Below are 23,471 nucleotides of genomic sequence, written 5' to 3' on the forward strand. Positions count from 1 at the left end.
GGTCGACGGCGTCAAGCCGACTTATCCGGCCGGTTTCGCGGACGCATCGCCGCGAACGATCGCGTAGCCGCCTGCGAGGAGGAGCACACCGGAGAGCAGAAATCCGACGTCCCAGGCGATCGCCGGCCCGGGGCCCGCCGGCCAGACGCGGTGCAACGCGAGGAGGTGGTGGTTGACGACGCCCTCGACGACGTTGAACAGGCCGAACCCCATCAGGACGGATCCGAACAGCGTCCGACCGGAGACGGGCGCGGACGGCGACTGCCAGGCGCGGTAGAGAAGCACGATACCGGCGATCGTGAACAGGTACGTGGCGGCGTGAAAGATGCCGTCGGCCAGGACGTTCACTTCCATCCCGGCCAGGTCAGTCGGGGCGACGCGCGACGAGACCATGTGGTGGACCTGGAGAATCTGGTGTAAGACGATCCCGTCGACGAAGCCACCCAGCCCGATCCCGAGTACGACGCCCGCTTTGACCAGCGGTTGCGAACGCTCGGAGAATCCGAGCCAGGTTGCATCCGCCGGCTGACCCCCGTCTCCACCGGACGCCTCGGCGACCGTCTCGTTCGCCGGCGCCGCCTCGCTACGATCGCCCGAGTCAGTCTCGACCGCACTTTCCGACGCCGAATCGTCCCTCATCGGTCGATGCAACGTCGGTGGGAGCAATCAATATCGAACGTGACGGTGCAAGCCCGGATCGATAATCGCAGCCAACCGTCCTGGCGGCGCTGGCCCGCCGCAGCTCGGTCACCCGCCGTCGGGCCGTATTCTCCACCCGCCGTCGGAGGCGCGCCACCATCGGTAGTGGGCACCCTCACTCCGTCTCGCCAGTTTCGCTCTCGTGGGCGCCGTATCCCTGTTCGTGTTCGTCGTGGGGATGCTCGCTCCCACGATCGTGGCCACGGTCGTGTCCGTCGCCGTGGTCGCGTCCCTTCCCGTGATCGTGCGCGTGCTCGCCGGCAAGGACGAACTGGCCGGCGAACGCGCGGTCGACGACCTCCGGCAGTGCCGGGTGGATGTGGACGGACTCGCGGACGTCGCGGACGGTCCCGGTGCCGGCTTTCATCGCGACGACGACTTCCTGGATCAGCGCGGACGCGTCCGGCCCGATAATGTGACAGCCGAGGATTCTTCCCTCCGGATCGATCAGGACGCGGACGAATCCCTCGGCCTGCATCGCCTTCCCGCGGGCGGTATCCTGGTAGTCGTACGTACTGGTGGCGTACTGGCGACCGGCCTCGCGGAGTTTCTGCTCGGTCGCGCCGACGCCAGCGACCTCGGGCGATCCGAAGACGGCGAACGGCATGGCCGCGTAATCGATCGGTTCGAGTTCATCACCTAGCAGATTCCGAGCGACCGTGCGGGCCTCGTGATTCGCGTTGTGCTTCAGCAGGTACTCGCCGACGATGTCGCCGAGCGCCCAGATGCCCTCCGCGGAGGTGCGCAGGTACTCGTCCGTCTCGACGAAGCCATCGTCGTCGGTCTCGACGCCGGGAACGTCGAGGGCGAGCGTGTCCGAGTTCGGCCGTCGACCGGCGGCGAGCAGCAGTGCGTCGCCGGAGACGACCACGTCGTCGCGCTCGTCCGGGTCGTCCCACGCCGGCGGGTACGGCCGGGCCTCGACGGTCACGTCCGAGCCGTCGAGCGGGTCCGATCCGCCGCCGGCAACCGAAACGGCTTCGTAGCCGACGTGAACGTCGAATCGGTCCGCGTAACGCTCGGTGAACGACTGCGCGACGGCTTCGTCGGCCTGGGGAAGGAGCCGTGGCCGGCGCCCGACGATCGTCACGTCGCTCCCGAAGGTGCCGAAGAAGTGTGCGAGTTCGGCGGCGACGTAGCCGCCGCCGACGATCACGAGGCGGTCCGGCAGCGTCTCGAGTTCCAACGCGTCACGGCTCGTCAGGTACGGGACGTCCTCGATCCCGTCGAGCGGCGGGATCGAGGGTCGCGTCCCCGCCGCGACGAGGATCGTCTCGGCGCGGGCGCGCCGACCGACGTCGGGGCCCTCGACGATCTCGATCGTCCGATCGTCGACGAACCGGCCCATCCCTTCGAACAGGTCGTGGGAATCCGACGATTCGAGGCCGCGGTGAATCGAGTCGGCGCTCCCCGCGACGTCCTCGTTGACCTCGCGAACGATGTCCGAAAACGCGACGTCGTTTACCGCCGCGTCGATGCCGAACGCACCGGAGCGGTCGATCGTCTCGTAGACGTGGGCGTGGTAGAGCAACCGTTTCGAGGGGATACAGCCGCGGTTGAGGCAGGTGCCGCCGAGCGGTCCCGACTCGACCACGGCGACCGAGCGACCCTGGTTCGCCATCGCGTTCGCCACGTCGAGGCCGGATCCCGAGCCGATTACCAGGAAGTCGAACGTCTCGATTTCGGACGCCATGGCGAACGGACCACGGCCAGGGAAAAGAACCACCCAGTCGGCGCCGTCGGGGATGGCGCGTCGGTCGCCAGCTTGCCCCGCCGCCGTTAGATCGTGTCGTCGGGGTCGCGTTCGTCGGCCATGCGCGAGGCCTCCGTCGCGTACTGCTCGCGCAGTTCGTCGTCCTGCACGTCGCCGAGATTGCCGGGCTCGACATCGAGGGCCGCCGTCGTCTCGCGGACGTCCGCGTTACTCGTCAGCGCCCGCTCTTTGCGGAAGTAGCGCTCGCCGTCCGGCGTCGCGTAGACGAGGATGATCAGGTTCTGTTCGTCGTCGGAGTACGTGCGCTCGACCAGCCAGACGCGCACCTCGTCGGGTCGGGTTCGGCCAGCCATGCCCGCCCTCTACCCGTCGGCGGCGGCAGCGATGTCCTCTGTCGTCCGGTACTTGTCCTCGAACTCCTGGATGAGCTGGCCCATCTTCGCGTACCAGTCGTTGAGCTTTCGCTGCATGTCGCTCGCGATCTGCTCGGGATCGGTCGGGCGGTAGACGTGGTAGTAGCCGCCCTGGTCGTAGTTGATCTGGTCCTTCTGGATGAATCCGCTCTGGAGCAGCCGCTGGATCGATCGGTACGCCGTCGAGCGCTCGCGGTCGACCCGCTCGGCCACCTCGTCGATCGTCAGCGGCTCGTCGCTCTCGACGAGCACCCTGAAACACTCCTTGTCGAGCTGTTTGAGGCCGTGGATACACTCCAGCAGACCCTCACACTCCATGTCCTGCTGAAGCTGCTCCGCCATAGACCGTGCCATCTGTCCGTGTGAATCGAGGTACCGCAGCGATAAAAGAATTGTGTGGGTATTGTACAATCTCGTTGAACCGGTCAGCGCCGCGCGCGTCACGCCGACGATCGAGGTGGGCGCTCAGTCCGCGGCGGCTGCGGCCGCTCGTTCGTTCGCTCGGATGGTCGTGATCGTGCTGTAGAGCACGGCGCCGCTGACCAGCAATGCCGAGAGCATTATCAACGCGAAGGCGACTGTCTCTAGCACGGGCATCCCGAGTGGACCGGCGACCTGCCGGAACGCGACCGCGACCGAGCCACCGAGGAGCATCAGCCCGAAGTAGATCTTGATGTCCTCCTCGTCGACGATGCTGGTCGCCGCCGAACCGATGCGGGCGCCGAGGGCGCTGCCAGCCAGCAGGGGCGCGACGATCGTGAGGTTGACGCCGCCTTCGATCCCGTAGATGTAGGAACCGACGCCGCCCGAGATGACGATCTCGAACAGGTCGGTCCCGACCGCGATGGGCACCGGAACGCCGATCAGGTAGAACAGGGCGGGCATGCGGATGAAGCCGCCGCCGACGCCGAGAAAGCCCGAGAGGAGTCCCGTGGCGAACGCGACGCCGAGGATCATCCACAGCGAGACCTGGATGCCCCCGGAGAGGGTCATCATCGGCGGGACGCGGTAGGACTGGATCTTCCTGGCGACGTCCGGAATGTCGTCCGGGTCGAGCTCCTGGTCAGCAGCCTCGTGGTGGCCGCCGCCGTCGGCCGATCCCTCGGACGCGAGCGCGTTGTAGGTGACGAACAGCCCGATCGCACCCAGCAGGAAGACGTACGTGATGCCGATGACGCTGCCTGCCAGGCCGATGTCTTCGAGGGAGTACACCAGGATACTGCCCACCTCGATGCCGGCCGTCGTCCCGGCGACCATCAGGGCGCCGAGTTTGTAGTCCACCTGCCCGAGATCACGGTGTTTGAGCGTCGCGATCACGGCCGTCCCGAAGACGAAGGCCATCCCGCTCCCGACGGCGACGCTGGTGTCGTACCCCATCACGAGCAGTGCCGGCGTGACGAGGAAGGATCCACCCATGCCGAAGAAGCCGAACAGGACGCCGACCAGGAACCCGAAGCTCACGAATAGCAAGAGCGTCGTGAGCGCGATTCCGAATAGCTCCATCATACGTCCTTGATCACGTCGATGAGGGGTGGTGCCGCGATCCGTTCGAGGAGGCCGTACCCGCCGTAGAGGACGACGGCCTCGACGAGGACGACGGCCACGAGGACGGCTGCCTGTACGTCCGGCGAAAGTGTGGGTACGTCGATCATTGATATCGACCCCGCACGCCTATCGGTTGTGCGCGAATCATGGGATTCTACTCGTCTCATCGTACCCGAGGAGGACGTATAATGCTTTTGGGCCTACCACACAATATTACTGCCGAGTATGTAACGGCTAACCGACGCGAATATCCCCGTACGTTTTCCAAATATCAGGGCGCTCGAGCGGATCGCGACTCGGGCTGGCGCGCGCTCGACCGAACTCGCCGTCCCGGACTCGACGGATCGCAACGGAACCCGGTGACTGTCACGAACGCGGCCACGGAGTCACCGACGGACGACCTTCGACGCACCGTTCGGGGTAACCCACTCCGCGGACCGACGGTGAACCGTACTCCGTGGGAGTAGAATCGACGCGCCGAACCGGGAATGCGGGACGGGCCGCTGGTCCGGGACGGACGGAACCGGCGTCAGTATTGATTTATCCAAACAATATTATATCGTGCGCCCGTAGGACCATCCATGAAAGCCGTCATCGCAACCGACCTCTCGGCCGCTAGCGAGGCGACGATCCACAACGAGACCTGCCTCGAGTGTCTCGGACGGATCGGGATCGACGAGATTCACCTGGTCACCGTCATCCCGTCGAACGTGCACGCGGGCATGCCCGGAATGGACTTCGACGGACGTCGCCAGCGGGCGCTCGATCGCTACGGCGAGGTCATCGAGACGGCCGGATTCGACGTCGAGGCACACGTCGTTCGCGGGACGCCCCATCGCCGTATCACGGGCATCGCGGAGACGATCGGAGCCGGCCTCACCGTCGTCGGCTCGCGGGGGAAGAGCCCGCTAGAAAACCGCGTCATCGGGTCGACCGCGCGAAATCTCGCTCGGACGACGGAGACGCCGCTGCTCGTCAACCGGGTCGAACGCGACACCGAAGACCCCGACGTGCTCGAGTCGCACCTGTTCCGCCGGATGCTGTTTGCGACGGACTTCTCCGAGAACGCCGATCACGCCTTCGGAGTGTTCTCGACGCTGCAACCCGCCACCCGGGAGGCCGCGCTCGTTCACGTCTTGACGCCGAAGGACCCGGAACTTCCGCAGGAAACGGATCCGTCGGCGCGCCTGGCCGAGCGTGCCGACCGGCTCGAAGCGTGGGGAATCGAGACGACGACCGATGTTCGGTCCGGCGACCCGGCCGACGAGATCATCGCCGCAGAGGCCGAATACGAACCGGCGACGATACTGCTCGGCTCTCGCGGCCACAGCCGACTTCGCAGACTGTTGCTGGGCAGCGTCTCCGAGGACATCGTAGCTCGCGCGCACGGAAACGTCCTGATCGTGCCGCCGGGCGCGCAGATGTGAGCCGTTGCACGAGGAGAGGGGGGACGAACCGACCGCCAGAGATCGACGGTCCCGGCCCGGGTTTCGCAGTCGCATTCGGACCCGAAACAGCGTCGATTCCCGCCTCACTCGCTTTGAACCTCGATGTCGCCGATCATCGTGGTCGGATGAACTTCGCAGATGTACGTGACCATCTCGCCGCTGGCTTCGAACTCGAGCCACTGGCCGTCGCCGGGCTCCGAGACGATGTCAGTCTGAAGGTCGTCGACGACCGCATCGGACTCGTCGTAGATGGCGATGTTGTGAGTCGCGCCGTCGCCCTGGCTCCATCCCATCTCGTACGGCTCCCCCTCCACGAGTGAGAGAGTCGGGTTCGACAATCCCTCGATCGCACTGGGTGCCAGCCCCTCCCAACCGGCGGTGATGCCGTCAAAATCGATCCGCGTACCCGGCTCGATCGGACCGCTTCCGTTGCCCTCGCCGCCGTCGCCACCGTTGCCTCCATCACCGTCGTCCCCGTCTTCGCTGCTCCCGCAGCCCGCGATCGTAATCGCGATCCCGACGGCGCCGGTACGTACCGCCCGCCTCCGAGAGAACCCATCCGACATAGAGCACTCGACGCTGGGGAGTTTGATAAATAATTGTCACACCCGCTCAGACACTCACGTTCCCGAGGGGGAAGTCGCTCCGCCTTCGTACCGAGTTCAAAATGCGGACGTATTTGGTATCGGACCCCATTTTTCCGGCTGGCAACCGTGTACGACGTGTTACAGGGAATCACCGCGACGCGGGCGCGTCGGATCGGCCGAGCAGGTGCGGATTCGAGACGATGGCATCGCTGGTAGAACTCTTCGTCCGCGTCGTGGGCGAGAACCCTATCGTCCAGGGGCTCGCCGGCGGGATCGTCATCGCCGGGTTGAACCTGCTCGGCGCGTCGCTCATCTTCGTCTGGCGGAACCCCTCCGAGCGCGCCCTCGACGGGGCGCTCGGATTCGCCGCCGGCGTGATGCTCGCCGCGGCGTTTACCAGCCTCATCATCCCCGGGATCGAGCAGTACTCCGGGGGCGACCCGATTCCGACGCTCGTCGGCGTCGTCCTCGGCGCGGCGTTCCTCGACCGGGCGGACGTCATCGTCCCGCACGCGCACTACCTCCTGACCGGCCGGCGCCGGCCGGACGTCGGCGATCCAGCCGACCAGTCGGCGCTGGACGCCGAAGCTGAACGGCTTCACCGGGAGCGCCTGGCGCCCGTCATCCTGTTCATCCTGGCGATCACGCTGCACAACATGCCGGAGGGACTGGCCGTCGGCGTCGGCTTCGGCTCCGGTAACGTCGAGAACGCCATCGCCCTGATGCTCGCGATCGGCATACAGAACATCCCGGAGGGCCTCGCCGTCTCGGTCGCCGCGATCAACGCCGGGCTCGATCGACGGATCTACGCCGTTTTCGCCGGGCTACGTGCGGGCATCGTCGAGATCCCACTCGCCGTGCTCGGCGCGCTGGCCGTCGCGACGATGGAACCACTGCTTCCTTACGCGATGGGCTTTGCCGCGGGCGCGATGCTCTTCGTCATCTCCGACGAAATCATCCCCGAGACCCACACCCGCGGCCACGAGCGGATCGCCACGATGGGCGTCATGGCCGGCGTGATCGTCATGCTGTATCTCGACGTGAGTCTGGGGTAACTGACCCGTTTCGCCGGGATCGCCGTCGCGGCGGTGACCGAGGATGTATTGTATAGGTTGCGCACAACCGTTATGCCGCTCGAGTCCGTAGATGGAGCCGATGAGCGAATCACTCGACGACGAACGCGCTCGCATCCGCGAGCAGAAGAAACGGGAACTCCAGGAGCGCCTCGAAACCGGCGGCAATCTCGACGACGTCGAGAGCGACTCGACAGGGACGCCGACCGAGCCGATCCACGTCGACGGTCCCGATCACTTCTCCGAGGTCGTCACGACGCACGACGTCGTCCTCGTCGACTTCCGCGCGGACTGGTGCGGTCCGTGTCAGATGCTCGAACCCACAATCGAAGCGCTGGCAGCCGAGAGTGACGCCGCGGTCGCGACGGTCGACATCGACGCCCACCAGGGACTGGCCCAGCAACACGGCGTTCGCGGCGTTCCGACGCTCGTGCTCTACGCGAACGGCGAACCCGCAGAGCGCACGAGCGGCGTCCAGGATCGCGCCACGCTCGACCGACTGATCGGTCAGTACACGTAATCGACCACGACGACCGACTGCAACCCCACTCACATCACGTCGACCAATGAACCAACACTGGAAGCGAGCGATCGAGGCCCAGCGCGAGGAGAAGGCGCGGTACTTCGGCGAGCACCCACGCTCGCCGATTCCGCCGGACGAACGGGACGACTTCGACGGGCTGTCGTACTTCGCGATCGATGCCGACTACCGGTTCGAAGTCCCACTCGATCGATACGACGACCCCGAGCCGATCACCGTCGGAACGAGTACGGACGGTGAGCAGACCTACTATCGGTGGGGCGAGTTCACGGTCACGATCGACGGCGAGCCAGCCGTCATCCAGGCGTACAAGGCCGACCCGAACGACGACCGGCTGTGGGTGCCCTTCCGCGACGAGACCAGCGGAGACGAGACCTACGGCGCCGGCCGGTACCTCGACCTCGAACCCGAGTCCCACCGAACGACCGACGGCGAGTGGATTCTCGACTTCAACGAGGCGTACAACCCGACCTGCGCCTACTCCGATCAGTACGAGTGTCCGCTCCCGCCGACGGAGAACTGGCTCGACGTACCCATCGAAGCCGGCGAGCGCGCGTACGATCGCCAACCGGATCGGCCGATCTGAAACGGGCGAAGGGTTCCGACGCGCGCCGGTCGCACGCCACCACCAGCAGCTATCCGTCGAGAAAGAGCTCTTCGAACTGGTGGACGCTCTCGTCGGTCCCCGCGAGGACCACCGCGTCGTCGGGTTCGATCTCGAACGCGGCGGGATCGAACGACGTGATCGTCTCGTCGTCGCGTCGGACCGCCAGGATCGTACACCCAGTTCGGGCCCGGACGTCGGTCTCGGTGACGGTGCGGCCCGCGAGCGACCCGGCAGGCAGTTCCACCACGTCGATCCGCGCGTCGAAGGCGAGAACCGTCTCGTCGTCGAGCACGGTCGAGGCGAGCATCCGGCCGCTGACCGTGGCCAGCGACTGGACGTAGTCCGCGCCCGCCCGGTAGAGTTTGGGCTCGCTCCCGGTGTCGTCCGCCCGCACGATCACCTCGACGTCGGGCGCGACCTCCGAGAGCACGAGCGTCGCGAGGATCGCGGTCGTGTCGTCGTTGACGGTGACGATCACCGCCGACGCCTGTTCGACGCGGGCTTCCTGGAAGACCGTCCGATCGCGTACGTCGCCGACGACGTCGACGCCCGGTCCGTCTTCCATATCGATCACGGTGACCGTCGCGGCCGTCTCCTCGAGCGTCGCGGCCGCGCTCGCGCCCGCCTCCCCGTAGCCGGCCACGATGACGCGCCGTTCCGACAGCGACCGGACGGACGACGTCACCTCCTCCCGCAGCGCGGCGATCCGATCCGGCGCGCCGGCGACGAGCAGCCGGACGTCCTCGTCGAATTCGACCGATGGCGGAATCGGACTCTCGAACGCCCCCTCGATCCAGGCCCCGACGACGTCGACGTCGAATCGATCGTCGAGGTTGACGGCGCCGGCCCGACGCTGACAGAGGTCGCTCCCCGGCTCGACGGAGAGTTCGACGAGTTCGAGGTCGTCGCCGAGTTCGACGCCCCCGCTGGCGGTCGTCGTGACGCTCGTCGGCACCTGGTGGGCGAGGCTCTCCCCCAGCAGTTGCCGGGGCGAGAGCACGTCGTTGGCGCCGGCGATCCGATGGTAGTCGGCGACCTGCGCGTCCTCGACGAGCGTGACGATGTCGACGTCGGGGTCGGCTTCCCGTGCGGTGAGGACGATGCTCGCGCTGGTGTCGTCGGCCGCGTCGGACACCAGGGCCGCGGCTCGCTCGATCCCGGCGTCGCGCAGGACGTCGATCGACTCCGGATCGCCGTGGACGACCGTTCGGCCGGCGTCATGCAACTCGCGCGCCCGGTCCTCGTCCGGTTCGACGACGACGGCGTCGCGACCGCGCGAGTCGAGTTCCGCGAGGAAGGCCTCCCCGCGCGAGGAGTACGTACAGAGGATTACGTGCTCGGCGGCATCCGGCGCCGCCGTGGGCAGGTTCTCGGTGAGTGCACGACGGAGCCACGGGACCGCGAAGACGTCAGCCGCCGTGAGGATGAGTCCGATCCCTGCCAGTTGCATCGCGATCACGAGAAAGTTCATCTGGGGGGTATCCCAGCCCGCGTCCTCGCCGTAGCCGGTGGTCGTAAACGACTGGAAGACGACCTCGAGCGAGCGGTACCACGATCGCGGGCGCCCCTCCCACGCCGCCATCCCGTACATGTACAGGAGCGTAAAGAAGGCGGCGGTGACGCCCAGCAGAAGCAGGTAGTAGCCGATCCGGCGGGACCTGAGCAGCGACATAGGAACAGGTGGTCACCGCACGGAGTTACCGATATCGGCCTCGTCCCCGAGCGCTGGAACAGCGGCGTGCCATCGGGCGCCGACCGCGACCCGCTCGGAGCCGCCCGACCGGTTGGCGTAGCATCGGAACGCAGCCGATCGTCGATCCCACCCGGGTACGTCCGACCGGGTCGACGCGATGCCTGCGCCGGACACGGTCGGTCTCAGTGGAGCGGGTTAACGGCCGCGATCCCGTACATCACGCCGAGGCCGGCGACGAAAACGAGGAAGTAGCCGAGTCGGTGTTCGACGTCGGCCTCCGCGTTGATCTCCGGGATCAGGTCGGAGCTGGCGATGTAGATGAAGTTTCCGGCGGCGAAGGTCAGGAGGGCGACCGGCGGCTCCCCGACGACGTCCGAGAGCGCGTAGCCGACGAGCCCGCCGACGACGATCGTGAGCGCGGTCAGGTAGTTCACGACGAGCGCGCGCACCTTCTCGAACCCGCCGTAGACGAGGATGCCGTAATCGCCGATCTCCTGGGGGATCTCGTGCAGCGCGATCGCGAACGCGGTGACGAGCCCGACCTCGACGTCGATGAGGAACGCCCCGGCGACGACGATGCCGTCGATGAAGTTGTGCAGTCCGTCCGAGACCAGCACGAGGTAGGTCATCGGCTCGTGTTCGTGGTCGGTGCCGTGGTGGTGGTGCCAGTGGATGAACTGCTCTAAGACGTAGAAGAAACAGAACCCGACGACGAGCGCGACGAACAGGCCGCGCGTGTGGAGTTCGCCGCGGGTCTCGATCGCTCGCGGAAGCAGGTGGAAGAAGGCCCCACCCAGTAACGCGCCGGCGGCGAAGGCCACGAGCCACAGGAGCAATCGTTCGACCAGGTGGTCCGCGAGATAGAGCGTCAGAACGCCGATCCAGGCGAAGAGGCTGATGAGGACTGTCGTGAGTAGTATCCAGCCGAGCGGACCCATATTGATACCGGGGATTTCGAGTGACGCGCAATAACCCCTGTGAGTTCCGACGACGGTACAACCGTCAGGAACGACGGGTACTTCTTTCATGCACACGGACGTACGGGACCGTATGTACGACGATATCCTCGTTCCCGTGGACGACCGCGACCCGTCGACGGTCGCCCTCGGGTACGCGCTGGAGGTCGCGGCCGTCCACGGCGCGACGGTCGATCTGCTGTACGTCGCGGACACCAACAAGCCGAGCCAGGTGCAGTATCAGGGCGCGGTCGTCGACGTGCTCGAGCGGGAGGGCGAACGGGTGCTCGAATCGGCGCGCGAACGGGCCAAGGCGAGCGGCGTCCCGGTCCGGGACGAGATCGTCCAGGGAGATCCGCGCGCCGAGATCGTCGCCCTGGCCGAGGGCGCCGACCTCGTGGTGATGGGGACCCACGGCCGGAGCGGGCTCGACGGCTACCTGCTCGGAAGCGTCACGGAGCACGTCGTGCGGAAGACCGAGACTCCCGTGCTGGCCGTCCGTGAGAAGGGGACCAGGACCTACCCGCCGGAGGCGATTCTCGTCCCGTTCGACGGCAGTCCGCACGCTCGCGACGCGCTCTCCCTGGCGACGGCCGCCGCCGCGGACGCCGGGGCGACGCTGCACCTGCTCGCCGTCGTCGACGAGCCCACGTTCGGTGACGTCGGCTCGTCGACGGGTGACGACGCCGCCCGTGAACTCCTCGAGACTGCAGCGACCGAAATCGACGACGTCCCGGTCGAGACGTACGTCGAGACCGGCGCCGTGCCGGAGACCATCCGGACGGTCGCGACGGACGTCGGCGCCGATTTGGTCGTCATGGGGACCCACGGCCGACAAGGGGTCAACGAGCGACTGCTCGGTTCGACGACCGATCGCGTCCTCCGGAGCGCACCGGTCCCAGTGCTGACGACCGGGTCCGAGGCCGACGATTGAGGGCGCTTCGGCGGATCGCTCGACGGTTTCACGCCACCGGTCGCCCCGCTCGTTACCGCCGCGATCGCGTCGGTACCGTGAACCGAACGCACAGTCATATCACGCTCGACCTCGTTGCTTTCAGTATGGCGGACACGAAACGCGGCCGAGACAAACGAGCCCACGACGAGGACGAACGCCAGCGCGAGCGCGATCTCGAGCAGGCGCTCGAACGCGGCGACGAGGTCGAGCCGGCGGACGATCGGTCGGATGATACCGTGCCCCTCGAAACCGCGGACCCGCCGACGTGTCACCGCCGAGGGTGCGACGAACGGGCGGCGTTCCGCGTTCTCGAGCGCTACGAGGAGGAGACCGGTCACGGCGCCGTCGAGGCGACGGCGGCGCTGTGTCGCGACCACACCGCCGAGGAAGGGCCGACGAACCTCGACGGCGCGTACGCCGACTACGTCTTTCGCGTCGACCCCATCACGGACCCCGACACGGGAGACGACGAGTGAGACCGAAGCGTTCGCCACGGGCGGCTCGATCGAGTCCTCGATCGGGCGGAACGCTCCGTGACGTGTCGCGCGAGACGGCGACACGGCCGCGCTGATCCCGACACACCGATATGCATCGACTCGAAACCGTTCGGGCATGACCGTCGGCGTCGTCGGCACTGGGATGTCTGGACTGGCGCTCGTGCGAGCGCTCGAACAGCGCGGCGAGGAGGTCGTGGCGTTCGAGGCCCGGGACGAACCGGGCGGCGTCGTCCAGAGCCGCGCGGTCGACGGCCGCGTCCTCGAACTCGGGCCGCAACGACTGCGCCTGACCCCCGGTATCCGGTCGATGATCGACGCGTTCGACCTGCACGACCGACTGCGCTACGGCGCCGACGACCAGCCGATATACGTCTACCACGACGGGGAGCTGAAGGTCGCGCCGCTGTCCGTCCGGGAGGCGATCACGACCGACCTCATCACGCCGCTCGGGAAGCTCCGGATGCTCCTCGAGCCGCTGTTCGGTCCCCCGAGACCCGGCGAGACCGTCGACGAGTTCCTCGTCCGAAAGTTCGGTCGGCAGGCCGCCCGCCGGTACGCGGGCCCGCTGTACAGCGGGCTCTACGGGACCGACCCGCGCAACATGCTGATGGAGTACTCGCTCGGCCGCGTCCTCGAGAAACGAGGCGTCGAGCGAAGCATCCTCCTGAAGGTCCTCGAATCGATCAGGTCCGATCGCGAGACGCCGCCGATCGTCTCCTTCGACGACGGGATCGGTGAACTCGTCGCCGCGCTCTACGAGGCCCACGCCGAGTCGATCCGGCTGGCGACCCCGGTCGAGTCGATCAGGCCGATTGCCGGAAACGACGACCCTGGAGACGACGGAGAGGGTGACAAGGACACCCGCTACGCACTCGAGACGGCCGACGGAACCGAACGGGTCGACGACGTCGTCGTGACGACGCCGGCGCCGACGGCGGCCGAACTGCTGGAACCGGTCGACGGCGACCTCGCCGCGACCCTCGATCGCTTCGCGTACAATCCGATCGGGATGGTCTTTCTCGACTCCGGCTTCGGTGGTCGCGGCCTCGGCACGCTCGTCCCGCCGGACGCCGACGACGTCTCGATCAGCGGCCTGACCTGGAACGCGAGTATCCTCGAACGCGACCGACTCTACACCGCCTACATCGACCCGCTGTCGTACCCGCCGCTCCTTGAGGCGACCGAGGGCGAACTCGGGCAGATCGCGGCGCGGGAGTTCGAACGCATCACCGGCGCGGCGGCGGACGTCATCCACGTCCACCGCTGGGAGCCCGGCATGCCCGCCTACGACCGCACCTGGACCGCGATGGACGACCTCGAACTACCGAGCGGGATCCACCTCTGTGCCAGTTACGTCGGCCGACCCGGGATCCCCGGCCGAATTCGCAACGCCGAGCGCCTCGCCGACGACCTGGTCGGCGAGTGAGCCAGCGGATCACGGCCGCGGACCGGTGACCAGAACCGGGATTCGGTCGCTCGCCAACCGAGGTCGAACATGTCCGGGATTCGGGCGACTCGCGGGCGATATTCCGGGTTCCGCCTCCGAAGTTGCTAAACCGCTCCCGCGGCAAGCCCCGCTATGGAGACCGGGATCGTCCTGCTCAACTTCGGCGAACCTGCCACGCCCGACCGCGAGACCGTCCTCGAGTACCTGACGCGGATCTTCTACGACAACGCCGATCTCGAGGCGGCCGACTCGGAGCGAGCGGCCAGAGACCGCTCGCGCGAACTGGCCGAGCGACGGCTCCCGAGTATCATGGCGGAGTACGAGGAGATCGGCGGCTCGCCGCTGCAGGAGCAAGCGATCGCACAGGCCGACGCGCTGGCCGAGACGCTCGCCGACCGCGGTCACGACGTGACCGTTCGCCACGCGATGCAGTTCACCGAGCCGCTGATCCCCGACGTCGCCGCCGAGCTCGCCGACGACGGGGTCGACCACGTCGTCGCGCTTCCCATCTACCCGCTGTGTGGCCCCTCGACGACGGTGGCCTCGATCGACGCGCTGGAGACCGCGATCGCTGAGCTGGAGGATTACGACCCCGCGTTCGCCTCGATCACCGGCTGGCACCGCGTGCCGGCGTACAACCGCTTGCGGGCGGACGGCATCGACGCCTTCCTCCACGAGGAAGGAGTATCCCTCGACGATCCCGAGACCGCGTTCGTCTTCTCCGCGCACGGCACGCCGACGAAGTACCTCGACGCGGGGAGCCGCTACGATCAGTACGTCGAGGAGCACGCAGCGACGATCGCTCGCTTGCTCGGCCTCGAGGACTACCACATCGGGTACCAGAACCACGCCAACCGCGACATCGAGTGGACCGAGCCCGAGACGGAGGACGTGGTCGAGCGCCTCGGCGACGAAGCCGACCGCGTCGTCGTCGAGCCGATGAGCTTCATGCACGAGCAGTCGGAGACGCTCGCCGAACTCGACGTCGACCTGGCCGAAGACGCCGCGGCGGTCGGGCTCGATCTCCACCGCGTCCCGGTCCCCCACGACGATCCGCGCTTCGCGACGCTGCTCGCGGACCTCCTCGAACCGTTCTGTGCCGACTTCGATCCGGCCTACTACCAGCTTCGCCAGTGCGAGTGTCGGCCGGAACCCGGCACGTACTGTCTGAACGCCGGCGTGCAGCCGGAGTGACGTAACTATCTTTCGCGAGCGGCTTCGACTCCTGCGAAATCGGGTTCGCGACCGCGAGGCCGACTTCGCTACCGCGAGACCGACTTCGCCGCCTCGAAGAACGCCGCGACGTTCTCGACGGGGACCGACCGGTCGACGCCGTGACCGAGGTTCAGAATGTGGCCGGCCTCACCCGCTGCGTCGACGATGTCGAGCGTGCGCTCGCGGACGGCGTCGGGATCACCGTAGAGGAGCGCTGGGTCGAGATTGCCCTGCACCGGCCGATCGCCCAGTCGGTCGCGCGCCGCGGCGATGTCGACCGTCCAGTCGAGGCCGACGACGTCCGCGCCGGTCTCGGCGAGCAGGTCGAGATTGCCAGAGAGGTTCCGGGCGAAGACGATCGTCGGGACGTCGGTGGCCTCGACGATCTCCCGGTGCAGCGGGAGGAGAAACGCGCGGTAGTCCGCCGGCGAGAGCAGGCCCGCGTACGTGTCGAACAGCTGGATCGCGTCCGCACCGGCCTCGACCTGGTACCGGACGTAGTCGACGACGACGTCGGTGAAGGCTCGCAGGAGTCGCTCGAACGCGTCGGGGTGTTCCGCGCGCAGGCGGCGGACGGCCATGAAGGTCCGCGACGGTTCGCCCTCGCAGACGTACGCCGCGAGCGTGAACGGGCCGCCGGTGAAGCCGAGTGTCGCCGCGTCGGAACCGAGCTCGGCCGAGAGTCGGGAGAGGAGGTCGCCGACGTAGGGGAGGTGTTCGCGGACGTCCTCGGGGGTTCGGTCCGCGTCCGCAGGCGATTCGACCGGGTTCTCGACGACCGGTCCGACGCCAGATTCGAGGTGGTATGCAAACCCGAGCGGTTCCAGCACCGTCAGGATGTCCGAGTACATGACGACGGCGTCCGGTTCGAATCGCTCGTAGGGCTGGAGGCTGATCTCGGCGGCGACGTCCGGCGTCGAAATCGCCTCGCGGAACGAGTAGTCCTCGCGCAGTTCGCGGTACTCCGGGAGGTACCGGCCCGCCTGGCGCATCATCCAGACCGGCGGGCGCTCGGTTCGCTCCCCGCGGGCCGCCCGGAGAAACAGGTCTCTCATGCCCGAGGGTTCGAGACGGCTCCGCCTAACAGTTGTGAAGGGCGTCGGCCTCGCCGGCACGGTGACGCGATCGATCTCGACGGCGCGGCAGCGACGGTCGAACGCGGCGGCTCGATCGGTCAGCGTCTCCCGGACGGGTCGGTTTCGCAGTACCGCTGCGGGACGTGCATCCGAATCGAGGCGGGCACGTACCCGACGAGCCGAACCGCGAGATCGGCCAGAGACCGCCGGAGGAGTGCGTAGACGGTCGAGATCGCCAGGAGTCCACCGACGAGACCGACGGTGACCAGCCCCGCCGCTTCGCCGGCCACCGTGATCGCGCCCGCCCCGGCCAGGCTCGCGAGCGCGAGGTCCTCCGGGGCGCCGTCGTAGCGAACCCAGCGGCGGGCGCGGAGCCAGCGGCCGTGGTAGTGGCTGTAGACCGCCCGGTCGCTGCCGGCCTGCCAGGGTCGGAGTTCGAGGCCGGCGCCGGCGACGTCGGTCACCGCGTGGAGCGCGGCGGCGGTCAGTCCGACCGCGAGGCCGACGGTCACCGTCGAGGGTGACAGCAGCGCGAGGCCGATCGCGGGGCCGGCCGCGAGCCACCCGTAGACGGGGTAGTGAAGCGTTCTGCGATGGCCGACGTAGAGGTCGAGGTCGGGAAGCAACCCGCCGACGGCGCCGGCCAGGATCGCGACCGGCGCCAGTTCGGGAGCGCCGACTATCACCGGGAGCGCCACCGCCATGCCCACGAGCGCGTGGGTCGTCGCCATCATCGTTCGGTTCTCTAGGCAGTCGGCTCATATAGCCGTTTCGCGCACGCCCGTCGGAAGGGAAGGGTTAGGGCGAGGGAGCGATGAGTACACGACGGATTCGGGTGAATTCACGATGACGATCGCGGCGACGTTCGGCCTCGCAGCCGCAGTCGGCGTTCTTCTGGCGACGCTGTGGATCGGCGTCCGTCGCGACGACGCGGCGATCGCCGTCAACGCGGTCGCCTCGCTGGCCGCCGTGGCGAGCCCGCTCGCCGTCGAGGCCGTGGTGGTCGGCCTCGAGGGCGGCGCCGTGAGTTTCGGGCCCGTCCTGCCGCTCTCTATCGCGATCGCCGGTATCCTCCACATGCTCGGCATGCTGGGGTGGTACGACACCGTCTGGTGGTGGGACCACGTGACCCACGTCGCGTCCGCGGCCCTCGTCGCGGCGATCGTCTACGCGTGGGTGGTGGTTGCCGGTCCGGGCGCCCTTCCCGGTCCGCTCGGGACGTCCGTCGCGACGGCGACGATCGGACTCACGCTCGCGGCCGGCATCGCCTGGGAACTGCTCGAACACGCCGCCAGGGCCGTCAGCGAACGCGTCGGCGTCGAGCACGTGCTCAAGCGCTACGGCCCTTACGACACGCCGATGGACGTGGCGTTCGACGGCCTCGGCGCGATTCTCGTCGTCGCGGTCGACGGACGAATGTTTCTGCCCCTGTTCGAGCCGACACCGGCGGTGACGCGAACGCTGCTACACTGGTCGATCGGCGCCGTCACGGCGATATCGATCGGTTCGGCGGCGGTCGCGCTGGTCGGGCGTCGGCTCTGAAGCAGGTCGAAGGGTTCCCCGCATCGTCATAGCAGTGGTACGAGTGTCATCCCGCAGTAGCCGATGCCGAATGCCAGCACGAACGAACCGACCCACGCGACGACCGTCACGGCCAGTTTGTGCGGGCTGACGGCGGCCCCGCCGCCGACCGCGAGGCCGCTGCCGACGATCGCGCTCACGACGATCTGGTTGAACGAGACCGGGACGCCGAGCAGGACCGCCGTCTGGGCGATGAGAAACGAGGGAACGAGCGTCGCGATCGATCGCCGCGGGCCGAGCGAGGCGTACTCCTGCGAGATCGCCTTGATCATCCGCGGCGCGCCGGTCCAGGACCCGACCAGGATTCCGAGGCCGCCACCGAGCAGGACGGCGGTCGGGGTCACCATCGACGCGTCGGACAGCAGCGGGAGCAAGGGGCCGACGGCGAGGCCGACCTGGCTCGCCCCGGCGGAGAAGGCGACGAGGCCCCCGAGAGCGAGCACGAACCGCCGCAGTCCACCCGTCACGTCCCGGCGGATGTCCCACCGGACGACCACTGCGGCCAGGGCCCCGACGGCGAGCGAGATCGCACCGGTCGCCGCGACGCCGTCGAACGGCAGCGCCCACCGCAGGCCACCGGCGGCGGTGCCGCCGCCCGGTTCGAGGAACGAAACCTCCAGATTCGCGAGGACGGCCCCGACCAGGCCGGCGAGAACCGGAACGCTCCGGGCCTCGGGGACGGACGGGCGGGGCAGTACACTCGCGATCCCGTAGGCGATCCCGCCGCCGACGAACGGCGTGAGGAGCCACAGGGCGCCGACCTCGGTATACTTCGTCCACGCCGGCGTCCCGCCCAGAGCCAGCCCGACGCCGATGACCGACCCGGTGACCGTAAAGGCCGTCGCGATCGGGTAACCGGTCGCGATCCCGACCGCCATCAGACCGGAGCCGATCAGTAAGACGACGATGACGCCGGTCGGCGGGAGCGTGACGCCGTCGACGAGGCCGCGCCCGACGGCTTCGGAGACGTTTCCGCCCTGGGTGACCGCTCCGGCGAAGCCGAGGATGCCGACGACGAAGGCGGCCTGCATCGTCGAGATGGCATTGGCCCCGACTGCGGGGGCAAACGGCGTCGCGCCGCTCGAACCGGCGCCGATGACCCACGCCATGAAGAGGCTCGCGAGCGCGGCCACGCCGAACATGAGGACGGTCGCTGGTTCCATCTATCGTGGAGGCGTTGTATGGTCGAATGCAGTTGGAAACGAATAGGTCAGTCGGCCGTCGCCGCGGTGGCGTCGGCATCCTGCGAGCGGCTGCGCCAGACGCCCTGGAGGTGCGCGCCGGCGAACATACCGGCGATCGCCCAGAGGATGGTGCCGTTGCCGATCCCGATGCTGGCGTAGGCCGCGCCGGGACAGATGCCCGAGAGTCCCCAGCCGACGCCGAAGATCGAGCCGCCGATCAGCACGTTGCGGTCGAACGGCTTGAGGCGGCGTTCGTAGGCGTCGCCGGTCATCGGCGCCCGGTCGCGCAGACGCGGGACGAGGAAAAAGGCGATCCCCGTGACGACCGCCGCACCGAACATCACGAACACCAGTCCGAAGTCCTCCAACTGGAGGAAGTCGAGCACGACCTCCGGTCGGGCCATCCGGCTGTAGGCGAGTCCGAACCCGAAGAACAGGCCACCGACGAGGATCAGCGGCAGGAACAGCGGGTGCTCGGTTCGGTCGGGTGCGCCGGCGCTCGCGGGGCGGGACCCGCCCCGCTCGTCGTTCCGAGACCCTCGCTCCGCTCGCGTCTCGCTCATTACGGACTCACCCCCAGCGCGGAGACGGCCTGGGCCGTCAGGATCGCGACGGCGAGGAACGTGATCACGCCCGCGATCGAGGTCTTCGAGGCCGAGCCGACGCCGCAAACGCCGTGGCCCGAGGTACAGCCCTTCCCGGTGCGGGTCCCGATACCGACGAACACGCCGCCGACGAGCAGTCGCCAGGGCTGGACGTCGGTCGCCCAGGCGCCGCCCTGCCAGACGACGGCGTAGATCGCCCCACCGAGGACGATCCCCGCGGTGAAGACGACCCGCCAGTCCCGGTCGTACCGGTACTTCGCAAAGCGCGACCGCTCCGAGACGTACGACAGCGTCGACTCGAGGAACGTGCTCGCACCGGCGATGATCCCCGTCCCGAGGTAGATGATCACCGCGCCCAGGCCGACGAGCAGTCCCCCGATGGCGTATCGACTGATACCGTTGGGAAACGGCTCGGCCGGGATGGCGAGCGGAGCGAACTCGGCTGCCGAGTGTAGCGGGGCGAACCCGGTCGCCAGCAGCGGTGTGAGATCAGCGGGCATTGCGATGTCGATCACGGCGATCAGTCACCGGCGAGCGATTCCTGACTGGCCGCGCAGTTGTTCGGGCCGAGTTCGAGTTCGAAGGCCTCGTCGTCGGTGGCGTCCTGCTGGCCGAGGTTCGTCGGGATGATGTCCTCGTAGTTGGCCGGTCGGGGCGGCGTGTCCGAGAGAATCAGGTCGACGAAGTCGTCCCGCGCCATGGTCAGGGCGTCCATCTCGTCCTCGAGTTGGCCGATCGGTGCCGTATACGTTCCGTCTTCGGCGGGTTCGGCCGCGTCGCCGAAGTGAGCGCCGCCGATCAGCGTGTCGTCGGGCAGCGACAGGACGCGTTCCTGCAGCGAGTCGTAGAGCTGAGCGGCGGCCTCGGGAGCGCCGTCGTCGCCCTCCTCGAGGTCGGGCCGGGCGACGCTCTCGACGAACAGACCGTCGCCGGTGGCCAGGAGTGAGTCGCCGAGCAGGTAGGAGGTCATCCCGGAGGTGTGGCCGGGCGTGTAGACGGTCTCGATCGTCGCGTCGCCGACCCCGAACTCGTCGCCGTCGGCGGCCAGCGTGACCTCGTCCGCGTAGGTGACGCCGCGGTCGACGGCGGCCTCGGGGATGACGCCCTCGACGCCTTCGTCCGCTAGCGACCGAACTCCCGAGATGTGGTCAGCGTGGATGTGCGTGTCGAACGCGTACGTGAGGTCGACACCGAGTTCGTCGGCGTCCTGTCGAGCCTGCGAGAGAGAGTCCGCGGAACTGAGGTCCGCGGCGTCGTCGACGTAGCGGTCGGTAAAGGCCCGTAGTGGATCGATCACCGCGGCCTCGGTACCGTCGACAAGGAGGTAGCCGAGACAGCCGCTGGAGGGACGCTGATACTGGTACAGCGTGCCGGGGCCGTCGTAGCGGTCGACCTCGACGCGCTCGTAGATACGTGCCCAGCCGTTCATCCCGTCTTCGAGGTGATTCGTCTCGTAGCCGCGTTCGTTGAGAACGCCGGCGACGTACTCGCTGGCGCCGCCCTTCGCACAGAGAACCGTGACCTCACGGTTGTCGGGAATTCGTGCAAGGACGTCGTCGTCGATCGCGTCGTCCAGGAACTCGAAGTAGGGGACGTTGATGGAGTCGACGGTCTCGCCGTCGATCTTCCACTCGTCGTACTCCGATTCCATGCGCGTATCGAGCAGGGTGATCCGCTCGCCGTCGTCGATTCGGGCTTTCAGTTCGCTCGGCTCGATCGATCCTATTGCCACGTCCGGCGTGGGAAGGTCCATGTCGGTCATTTCGTACACAGCCTCGTACCGGACCCTCGCACATAAGGGTTTTCATAGAATTCCCCAATTTACACAATACTATTTCGCCTTCACGCCCGGCGGATACTAGTATTCACACGTAATCGCGCTCGATAGTGCGCTATTGCTCCTCGATATCCCATTCCAGTTATGGCGGTTGTTCGTATCCGCCACACTAATCGACATTCTTTTATGGGCCGGAACAATATTGTGTGGTAGCTCCAATATAGAGCACTGATACGGTATGAGTTCCCAATACGACATCACCGAGACGCTCGACGTGAAAGGACAGTCCTGCCCGATGCCCGTCGTGAAGACGAAGGGAGCGATCGACGACCTCGACGAGGGCCAGATCCTCGAAGTCGTCGCGACCGACTCCGGCAGCACGAGCGACCTCGCGGGCTGGGCCGAGGGAACAGAGGGCGTGACCCTCCTCGACCAGACCGAGGGCGACGCCGTCTACAAGCACTACGTCGAGAAGACCGCGTAAGATGAGCACGGAGAACGAACCGTCGGCGGCTGGAGTCACCGACCCGGAGATCGACCCCGCGGAGTTTGCGGCGCTTCGCGAGCGCGTCGAGGAGCTCGAAAGGGCGATCACGGGGGCCGAAACCGTCGACGACGGCAAGAAGATGACCGTCGTGGCCACGCAGGGCACCCTCGACATGGCCTACCCGCCGCTCATTCTGGCGAGTACGGCCGCCGCCTTCGGCTGGGACGTGGTGGTCTTTCACACCTTCTGGGGCCTCGACATCCTCCACGAGGAGCACTCGAAGGACCTCAAACTCTCGGCCGTCGGCAACCCGAACCTGCCCGTCCCCAACGCGATCGGTGCGCTCCCGGGGATGGACGCGATGGCGACACGCATGATGCAAAAGCGTATCGACGAGAACGGCACGGCCACCATCGAGGAACTCATCGATCTCTCGCTCGAGAGCGGGGTCGACCTCCAGGCCTGCCAGATGACCATCGAGCTGATGGACTACGACGAGGACGATTTCTACGACGGCGTTACGACCGGCGTCGGCGCGGCCACCGCGATCCAGCACATGGCCGAGTCCGACGTCCAGTTGCTGGTGTAACCGACCACGAACCCCTTACACCCGCGGGACGCTACACCCCGCACCGCCTCGCTCCGAGCCGTGTCGGCCACCCCGCACACGAGCCCACACTCCGGTCCGTTCTACGATCGCGCTCGACGGACTCGAACGGGACCGTCGCCGGCACCGATCGAACGGCCCGACTGGTCGGGCCTGCGGTCGCGGCGATCCCGCCGAACGGCCGGCGGGTGTGACACTCGGGCACCCCGATACGCACCACCGGGGTTTTCGGTGCTGGTCGTGGCCGATTCCCGTATGAACTTCGACGAATTCACCGGCGAAGTGCAGCACCGACTCGAGTTTCCCGACACCGGCCGCACGCTCAGGGCCATCCGCGCCGCGCTGATGCCCCTCGGCCAGCGGATTCCCGAGGGGAACGCCGACGATCTGGCGGCGAGCCTACCCCTCGAGATCGAGTGGTACCTGACCGGCGCCGTCATCGATCACGGCCAACGCTTCGACTGGAGCGAGTACCTCTCGCGGGTCAGCGAAATCGAGGGCGATGCCGTCGACGATGCCGAGGCGGCGTATCACGCGCGCGTCGTCGTCGATCTCGTTGCGGAGCAGGTTCCGGGCTCGGACTTCCAGGAGCTTCGCGACCAGCTCCCCGAGAGCGAGGACGACGGAAACTGGCGGAATCTCTTCGAGATCGTCGACGCGGGCGGCTGGACCGGGGCTCGGGAAGGACAGACCGAGGGAGACACCCAGACTACCACGCCGGGCGGGGACGAGCCGAACGCACCCTTCGAGGAGTGATCGCCGAC

Annotated in this window: 27 protein-coding genes; 12 read left to right on the forward strand and 15 right to left on the reverse strand. The window is 67.5% G+C overall.

Translation table 11 applies throughout. The annotated features are described in order from the left end of the window. Window positions 1-21: 21 nt before the first annotated feature. The 6 genes from MXA07_RS11715 to MXA07_RS11740 form a co-directional block, all read right to left on the reverse strand. On the reverse strand, window positions 22-639 hold the full coding sequence (locus MXA07_RS11715; RefSeq protein WP_247728783.1) for a DUF2243 domain-containing protein: 618 nt from the start codon (window positions 637-639) through the stop codon (window positions 22-24). A 175-nt stretch (window positions 640-814) separates the two neighbouring features. Continuing rightward, window positions 815-2,392 (reverse strand): dihydrolipoyl dehydrogenase, encoded by a 1,578-nt coding sequence (locus MXA07_RS11720; protein ID WP_247728784.1) that lies wholly within the window; start codon window positions 2,390-2,392, stop codon window positions 815-817. Between the two features lie 86 nt (window positions 2,393-2,478). Then, the gene (locus MXA07_RS11725; protein WP_247728785.1) at window positions 2,479-2,766 is read right to left on the reverse strand and encodes a DUF7967 family protein; all 288 of its coding nucleotides are present in this window, start codon (window positions 2,764-2,766) and stop codon (window positions 2,479-2,481) included. Between the two features lie 9 nt (window positions 2,767-2,775). After that, complete coding sequence (locus MXA07_RS11730) at window positions 2,776-3,180, reverse strand: helix-turn-helix domain-containing protein (RefSeq protein WP_247728786.1); 405 nt, start codon at window positions 3,178-3,180, stop codon at window positions 2,776-2,778. A 111-nt stretch (window positions 3,181-3,291) separates the two neighbouring features. After that, window positions 3,292-4,329, reverse strand: coding sequence for a sulfite exporter TauE/SafE family protein (locus tag MXA07_RS11735; protein ID WP_247731748.1), 1,038 nt, complete (start codon window positions 4,327-4,329; stop codon window positions 3,292-3,294). Further along, the gene (locus tag MXA07_RS11740) at window positions 4,329-4,478 is read right to left on the reverse strand and encodes a DUF7512 family protein (RefSeq protein WP_247728787.1); all 150 of its coding nucleotides are present in this window, start codon (window positions 4,476-4,478) and stop codon (window positions 4,329-4,331) included. Before MXA07_RS11740 ends, MXA07_RS11735 begins: the two co-directional genes overlap by 1 nt. A 474-nt stretch (window positions 4,479-4,952) precedes the next feature. Here MXA07_RS11740 and MXA07_RS11745 point away from each other — a divergent pair, with 474 nt between their 5' ends. Beyond that, on the forward strand, window positions 4,953-5,798 hold the full coding sequence (locus tag MXA07_RS11745; protein ID WP_247728788.1) for a universal stress protein: 846 nt from the start codon (window positions 4,953-4,955) through the stop codon (window positions 5,796-5,798). A 104-nt stretch (window positions 5,799-5,902) separates the two neighbouring features. On the opposite strand, the gene MXA07_RS11750 is transcribed toward MXA07_RS11745, so the two are convergent. Beyond that, window positions 5,903-6,385, reverse strand: a complete 483-nt coding sequence (locus tag MXA07_RS11750; RefSeq protein ID WP_247728789.1) for a cupredoxin domain-containing protein — start codon at window positions 6,383-6,385, stop codon at window positions 5,903-5,905. A 221-nt stretch (window positions 6,386-6,606) separates the two neighbouring features. Here MXA07_RS11750 and MXA07_RS11755 point away from each other — a divergent pair, with 221 nt between their 5' ends. The 3 genes from MXA07_RS11755 to MXA07_RS11765 all read left to right on the forward strand — a co-directional run bounded on the left by MXA07_RS11755 (window position 6,607) and on the right by MXA07_RS11765 (window position 8,606). Further along, complete coding sequence (locus tag MXA07_RS11755) at window positions 6,607-7,461, forward strand: ZIP family metal transporter (RefSeq protein WP_247728790.1); 855 nt, start codon at window positions 6,607-6,609, stop codon at window positions 7,459-7,461. A gap of 100 nt (window positions 7,462-7,561) precedes the next feature. Further along, the gene (locus MXA07_RS11760) at window positions 7,562-7,999 is read left to right on the forward strand and encodes a thioredoxin family protein (protein WP_247728791.1); all 438 of its coding nucleotides are present in this window, start codon (window positions 7,562-7,564) and stop codon (window positions 7,997-7,999) included. A 46-nt stretch (window positions 8,000-8,045) separates the two neighbouring features. Continuing rightward, window positions 8,046-8,606, forward strand: a complete 561-nt coding sequence (locus tag MXA07_RS11765; protein WP_247728792.1) for a DUF1684 domain-containing protein — start codon at window positions 8,046-8,048, stop codon at window positions 8,604-8,606. A gap of 49 nt (window positions 8,607-8,655) precedes the next feature. Here the strand turns inward: MXA07_RS11765 and MXA07_RS11770 are convergent, their stop codons facing one another. Together MXA07_RS11770 and MXA07_RS11775 are read right to left on the reverse strand one after the other, a co-directional pair. Further along, window positions 8,656-10,299 carry a potassium channel family protein gene (locus tag MXA07_RS11770; protein ID WP_247728793.1) on the reverse strand — a complete coding sequence of 548 codons (1,644 nt, stop codon included), beginning with the start codon at window positions 10,297-10,299 and terminating at the stop codon, window positions 8,656-8,658. 203 nt (window positions 10,300-10,502) lie between these two features. Next, on the reverse strand, window positions 10,503-11,258 hold the full coding sequence (locus MXA07_RS11775; RefSeq protein WP_247728794.1) for a ZIP family metal transporter: 756 nt from the start codon (window positions 11,256-11,258) through the stop codon (window positions 10,503-10,505). Window positions 11,259-11,370: 112 nt separating this feature from the next. Between MXA07_RS11775 and MXA07_RS11780 the strand changes: the two genes are divergently transcribed. The 4 genes from MXA07_RS11780 (at window position 11,371) to hemH (ending at window position 15,369) form a co-directional block, all read left to right on the forward strand. Further along, a complete protein-coding gene (locus tag MXA07_RS11780) occupies window positions 11,371-12,210 on the forward strand; it encodes a universal stress protein (protein ID WP_247728795.1) in 840 nt (279 codons plus the stop codon). Window positions 12,211-12,335: 125 nt separating this feature from the next. Beyond that, window positions 12,336-12,707 carry a hypothetical protein gene (locus MXA07_RS11785; RefSeq protein WP_247728796.1) on the forward strand — a complete coding sequence of 124 codons (372 nt, stop codon included), beginning with the start codon at window positions 12,336-12,338 and terminating at the stop codon, window positions 12,705-12,707. A 136-nt stretch (window positions 12,708-12,843) separates the two neighbouring features. After that, complete coding sequence (gene hemG, locus MXA07_RS11790) at window positions 12,844-14,154, forward strand: protoporphyrinogen oxidase (RefSeq protein ID WP_247728797.1); 1,311 nt, start codon at window positions 12,844-12,846, stop codon at window positions 14,152-14,154. Window positions 14,155-14,307: 153 nt separating this feature from the next. Beyond that, window positions 14,308-15,369, forward strand: coding sequence for a ferrochelatase (gene hemH, locus MXA07_RS11795; RefSeq protein ID WP_247728798.1), 1,062 nt, complete (start codon window positions 14,308-14,310; stop codon window positions 15,367-15,369). A 68-nt stretch (window positions 15,370-15,437) separates the two neighbouring features. Here the strand turns inward: hemH and hemE are convergent, their stop codons facing one another. Both hemE and MXA07_RS11805 read right to left on the reverse strand, forming a co-directional pair. Further along, window positions 15,438-16,445, reverse strand: a complete 1,008-nt coding sequence (gene hemE / locus MXA07_RS11800; protein WP_247728799.1) for a uroporphyrinogen decarboxylase — start codon at window positions 16,443-16,445, stop codon at window positions 15,438-15,440. A 119-nt stretch (window positions 16,446-16,564) separates the two neighbouring features. Beyond that, the gene (locus MXA07_RS11805; RefSeq protein WP_247728800.1) at window positions 16,565-17,200 is read right to left on the reverse strand and encodes a metal-dependent hydrolase; all 636 of its coding nucleotides are present in this window, start codon (window positions 17,198-17,200) and stop codon (window positions 16,565-16,567) included. Between the two features lie 112 nt (window positions 17,201-17,312). Between MXA07_RS11805 and MXA07_RS11810 the strand changes: the two genes are divergently transcribed. Further along, entirely contained in the window at window positions 17,313-18,008 is a 696-nt protein-coding gene (locus tag MXA07_RS11810; RefSeq protein ID WP_247728801.1) for a DUF2238 domain-containing protein, read from the forward strand. A 26-nt stretch (window positions 18,009-18,034) separates the two neighbouring features. Here the strand turns inward: MXA07_RS11810 and MXA07_RS11815 are convergent, their stop codons facing one another. From MXA07_RS11815 to MXA07_RS11830, 4 genes are read right to left on the reverse strand one after another with little or no spacing between them, the layout of a single operon-like run. Next, a complete protein-coding gene (locus tag MXA07_RS11815; protein ID WP_247728802.1) occupies window positions 18,035-19,210 on the reverse strand; it encodes an inorganic phosphate transporter in 1,176 nt (391 codons plus the stop codon). A 47-nt stretch (window positions 19,211-19,257) separates the two neighbouring features. Beyond that, a complete protein-coding gene (locus tag MXA07_RS11820; RefSeq protein ID WP_343217245.1) occupies window positions 19,258-19,794 on the reverse strand; it encodes a DUF6691 family protein in 537 nt (178 codons plus the stop codon). Beyond that, window positions 19,794-20,336, reverse strand: a complete 543-nt coding sequence (locus MXA07_RS11825) for a YeeE/YedE family protein (protein WP_247731750.1) — start codon at window positions 20,334-20,336, stop codon at window positions 19,794-19,796. Before MXA07_RS11825 ends, MXA07_RS11820 begins: the two co-directional genes overlap by 1 nt. Window positions 20,337-20,356: 20 nt before the next feature. Next, a complete protein-coding gene (locus MXA07_RS11830; RefSeq protein WP_247731751.1) occupies window positions 20,357-21,598 on the reverse strand; it encodes an MBL fold metallo-hydrolase in 1,242 nt (413 codons plus the stop codon). 253 nt (window positions 21,599-21,851) lie between these two features. On the opposite strand from MXA07_RS11830, the gene MXA07_RS11835 reads away from it, so the two are divergent. The 3 genes from MXA07_RS11835 to MXA07_RS11845 all read left to right on the forward strand — a co-directional run bounded on the left by MXA07_RS11835 (window position 21,852) and on the right by MXA07_RS11845 (window position 23,463). After that, complete coding sequence (locus tag MXA07_RS11835; protein ID WP_247728803.1) at window positions 21,852-22,097, forward strand: sulfurtransferase TusA family protein; 246 nt, start codon at window positions 21,852-21,854, stop codon at window positions 22,095-22,097. A gap of 1 nt (window position 22,098) precedes the next feature. Further along, window positions 22,099-22,689 (forward strand): DsrE/DsrF/DrsH-like family protein, encoded by a 591-nt coding sequence (locus MXA07_RS11840; protein WP_247728804.1) that lies wholly within the window; start codon window positions 22,099-22,101, stop codon window positions 22,687-22,689. A 273-nt stretch (window positions 22,690-22,962) separates the two neighbouring features. Then, the gene (locus tag MXA07_RS11845) at window positions 22,963-23,463 is read left to right on the forward strand and encodes a DUF2267 domain-containing protein (RefSeq protein ID WP_247728805.1); all 501 of its coding nucleotides are present in this window, start codon (window positions 22,963-22,965) and stop codon (window positions 23,461-23,463) included. Window positions 23,464-23,471: the final 8 nt, after the last annotated feature.

The organism is Halovivax limisalsi (assembly GCF_023093535.1).
In the GTDB taxonomy this organism is placed as follows: Archaea; Halobacteriota; Halobacteria; order Halobacteriales; family Natrialbaceae; genus Halovivax; species Halovivax limisalsi.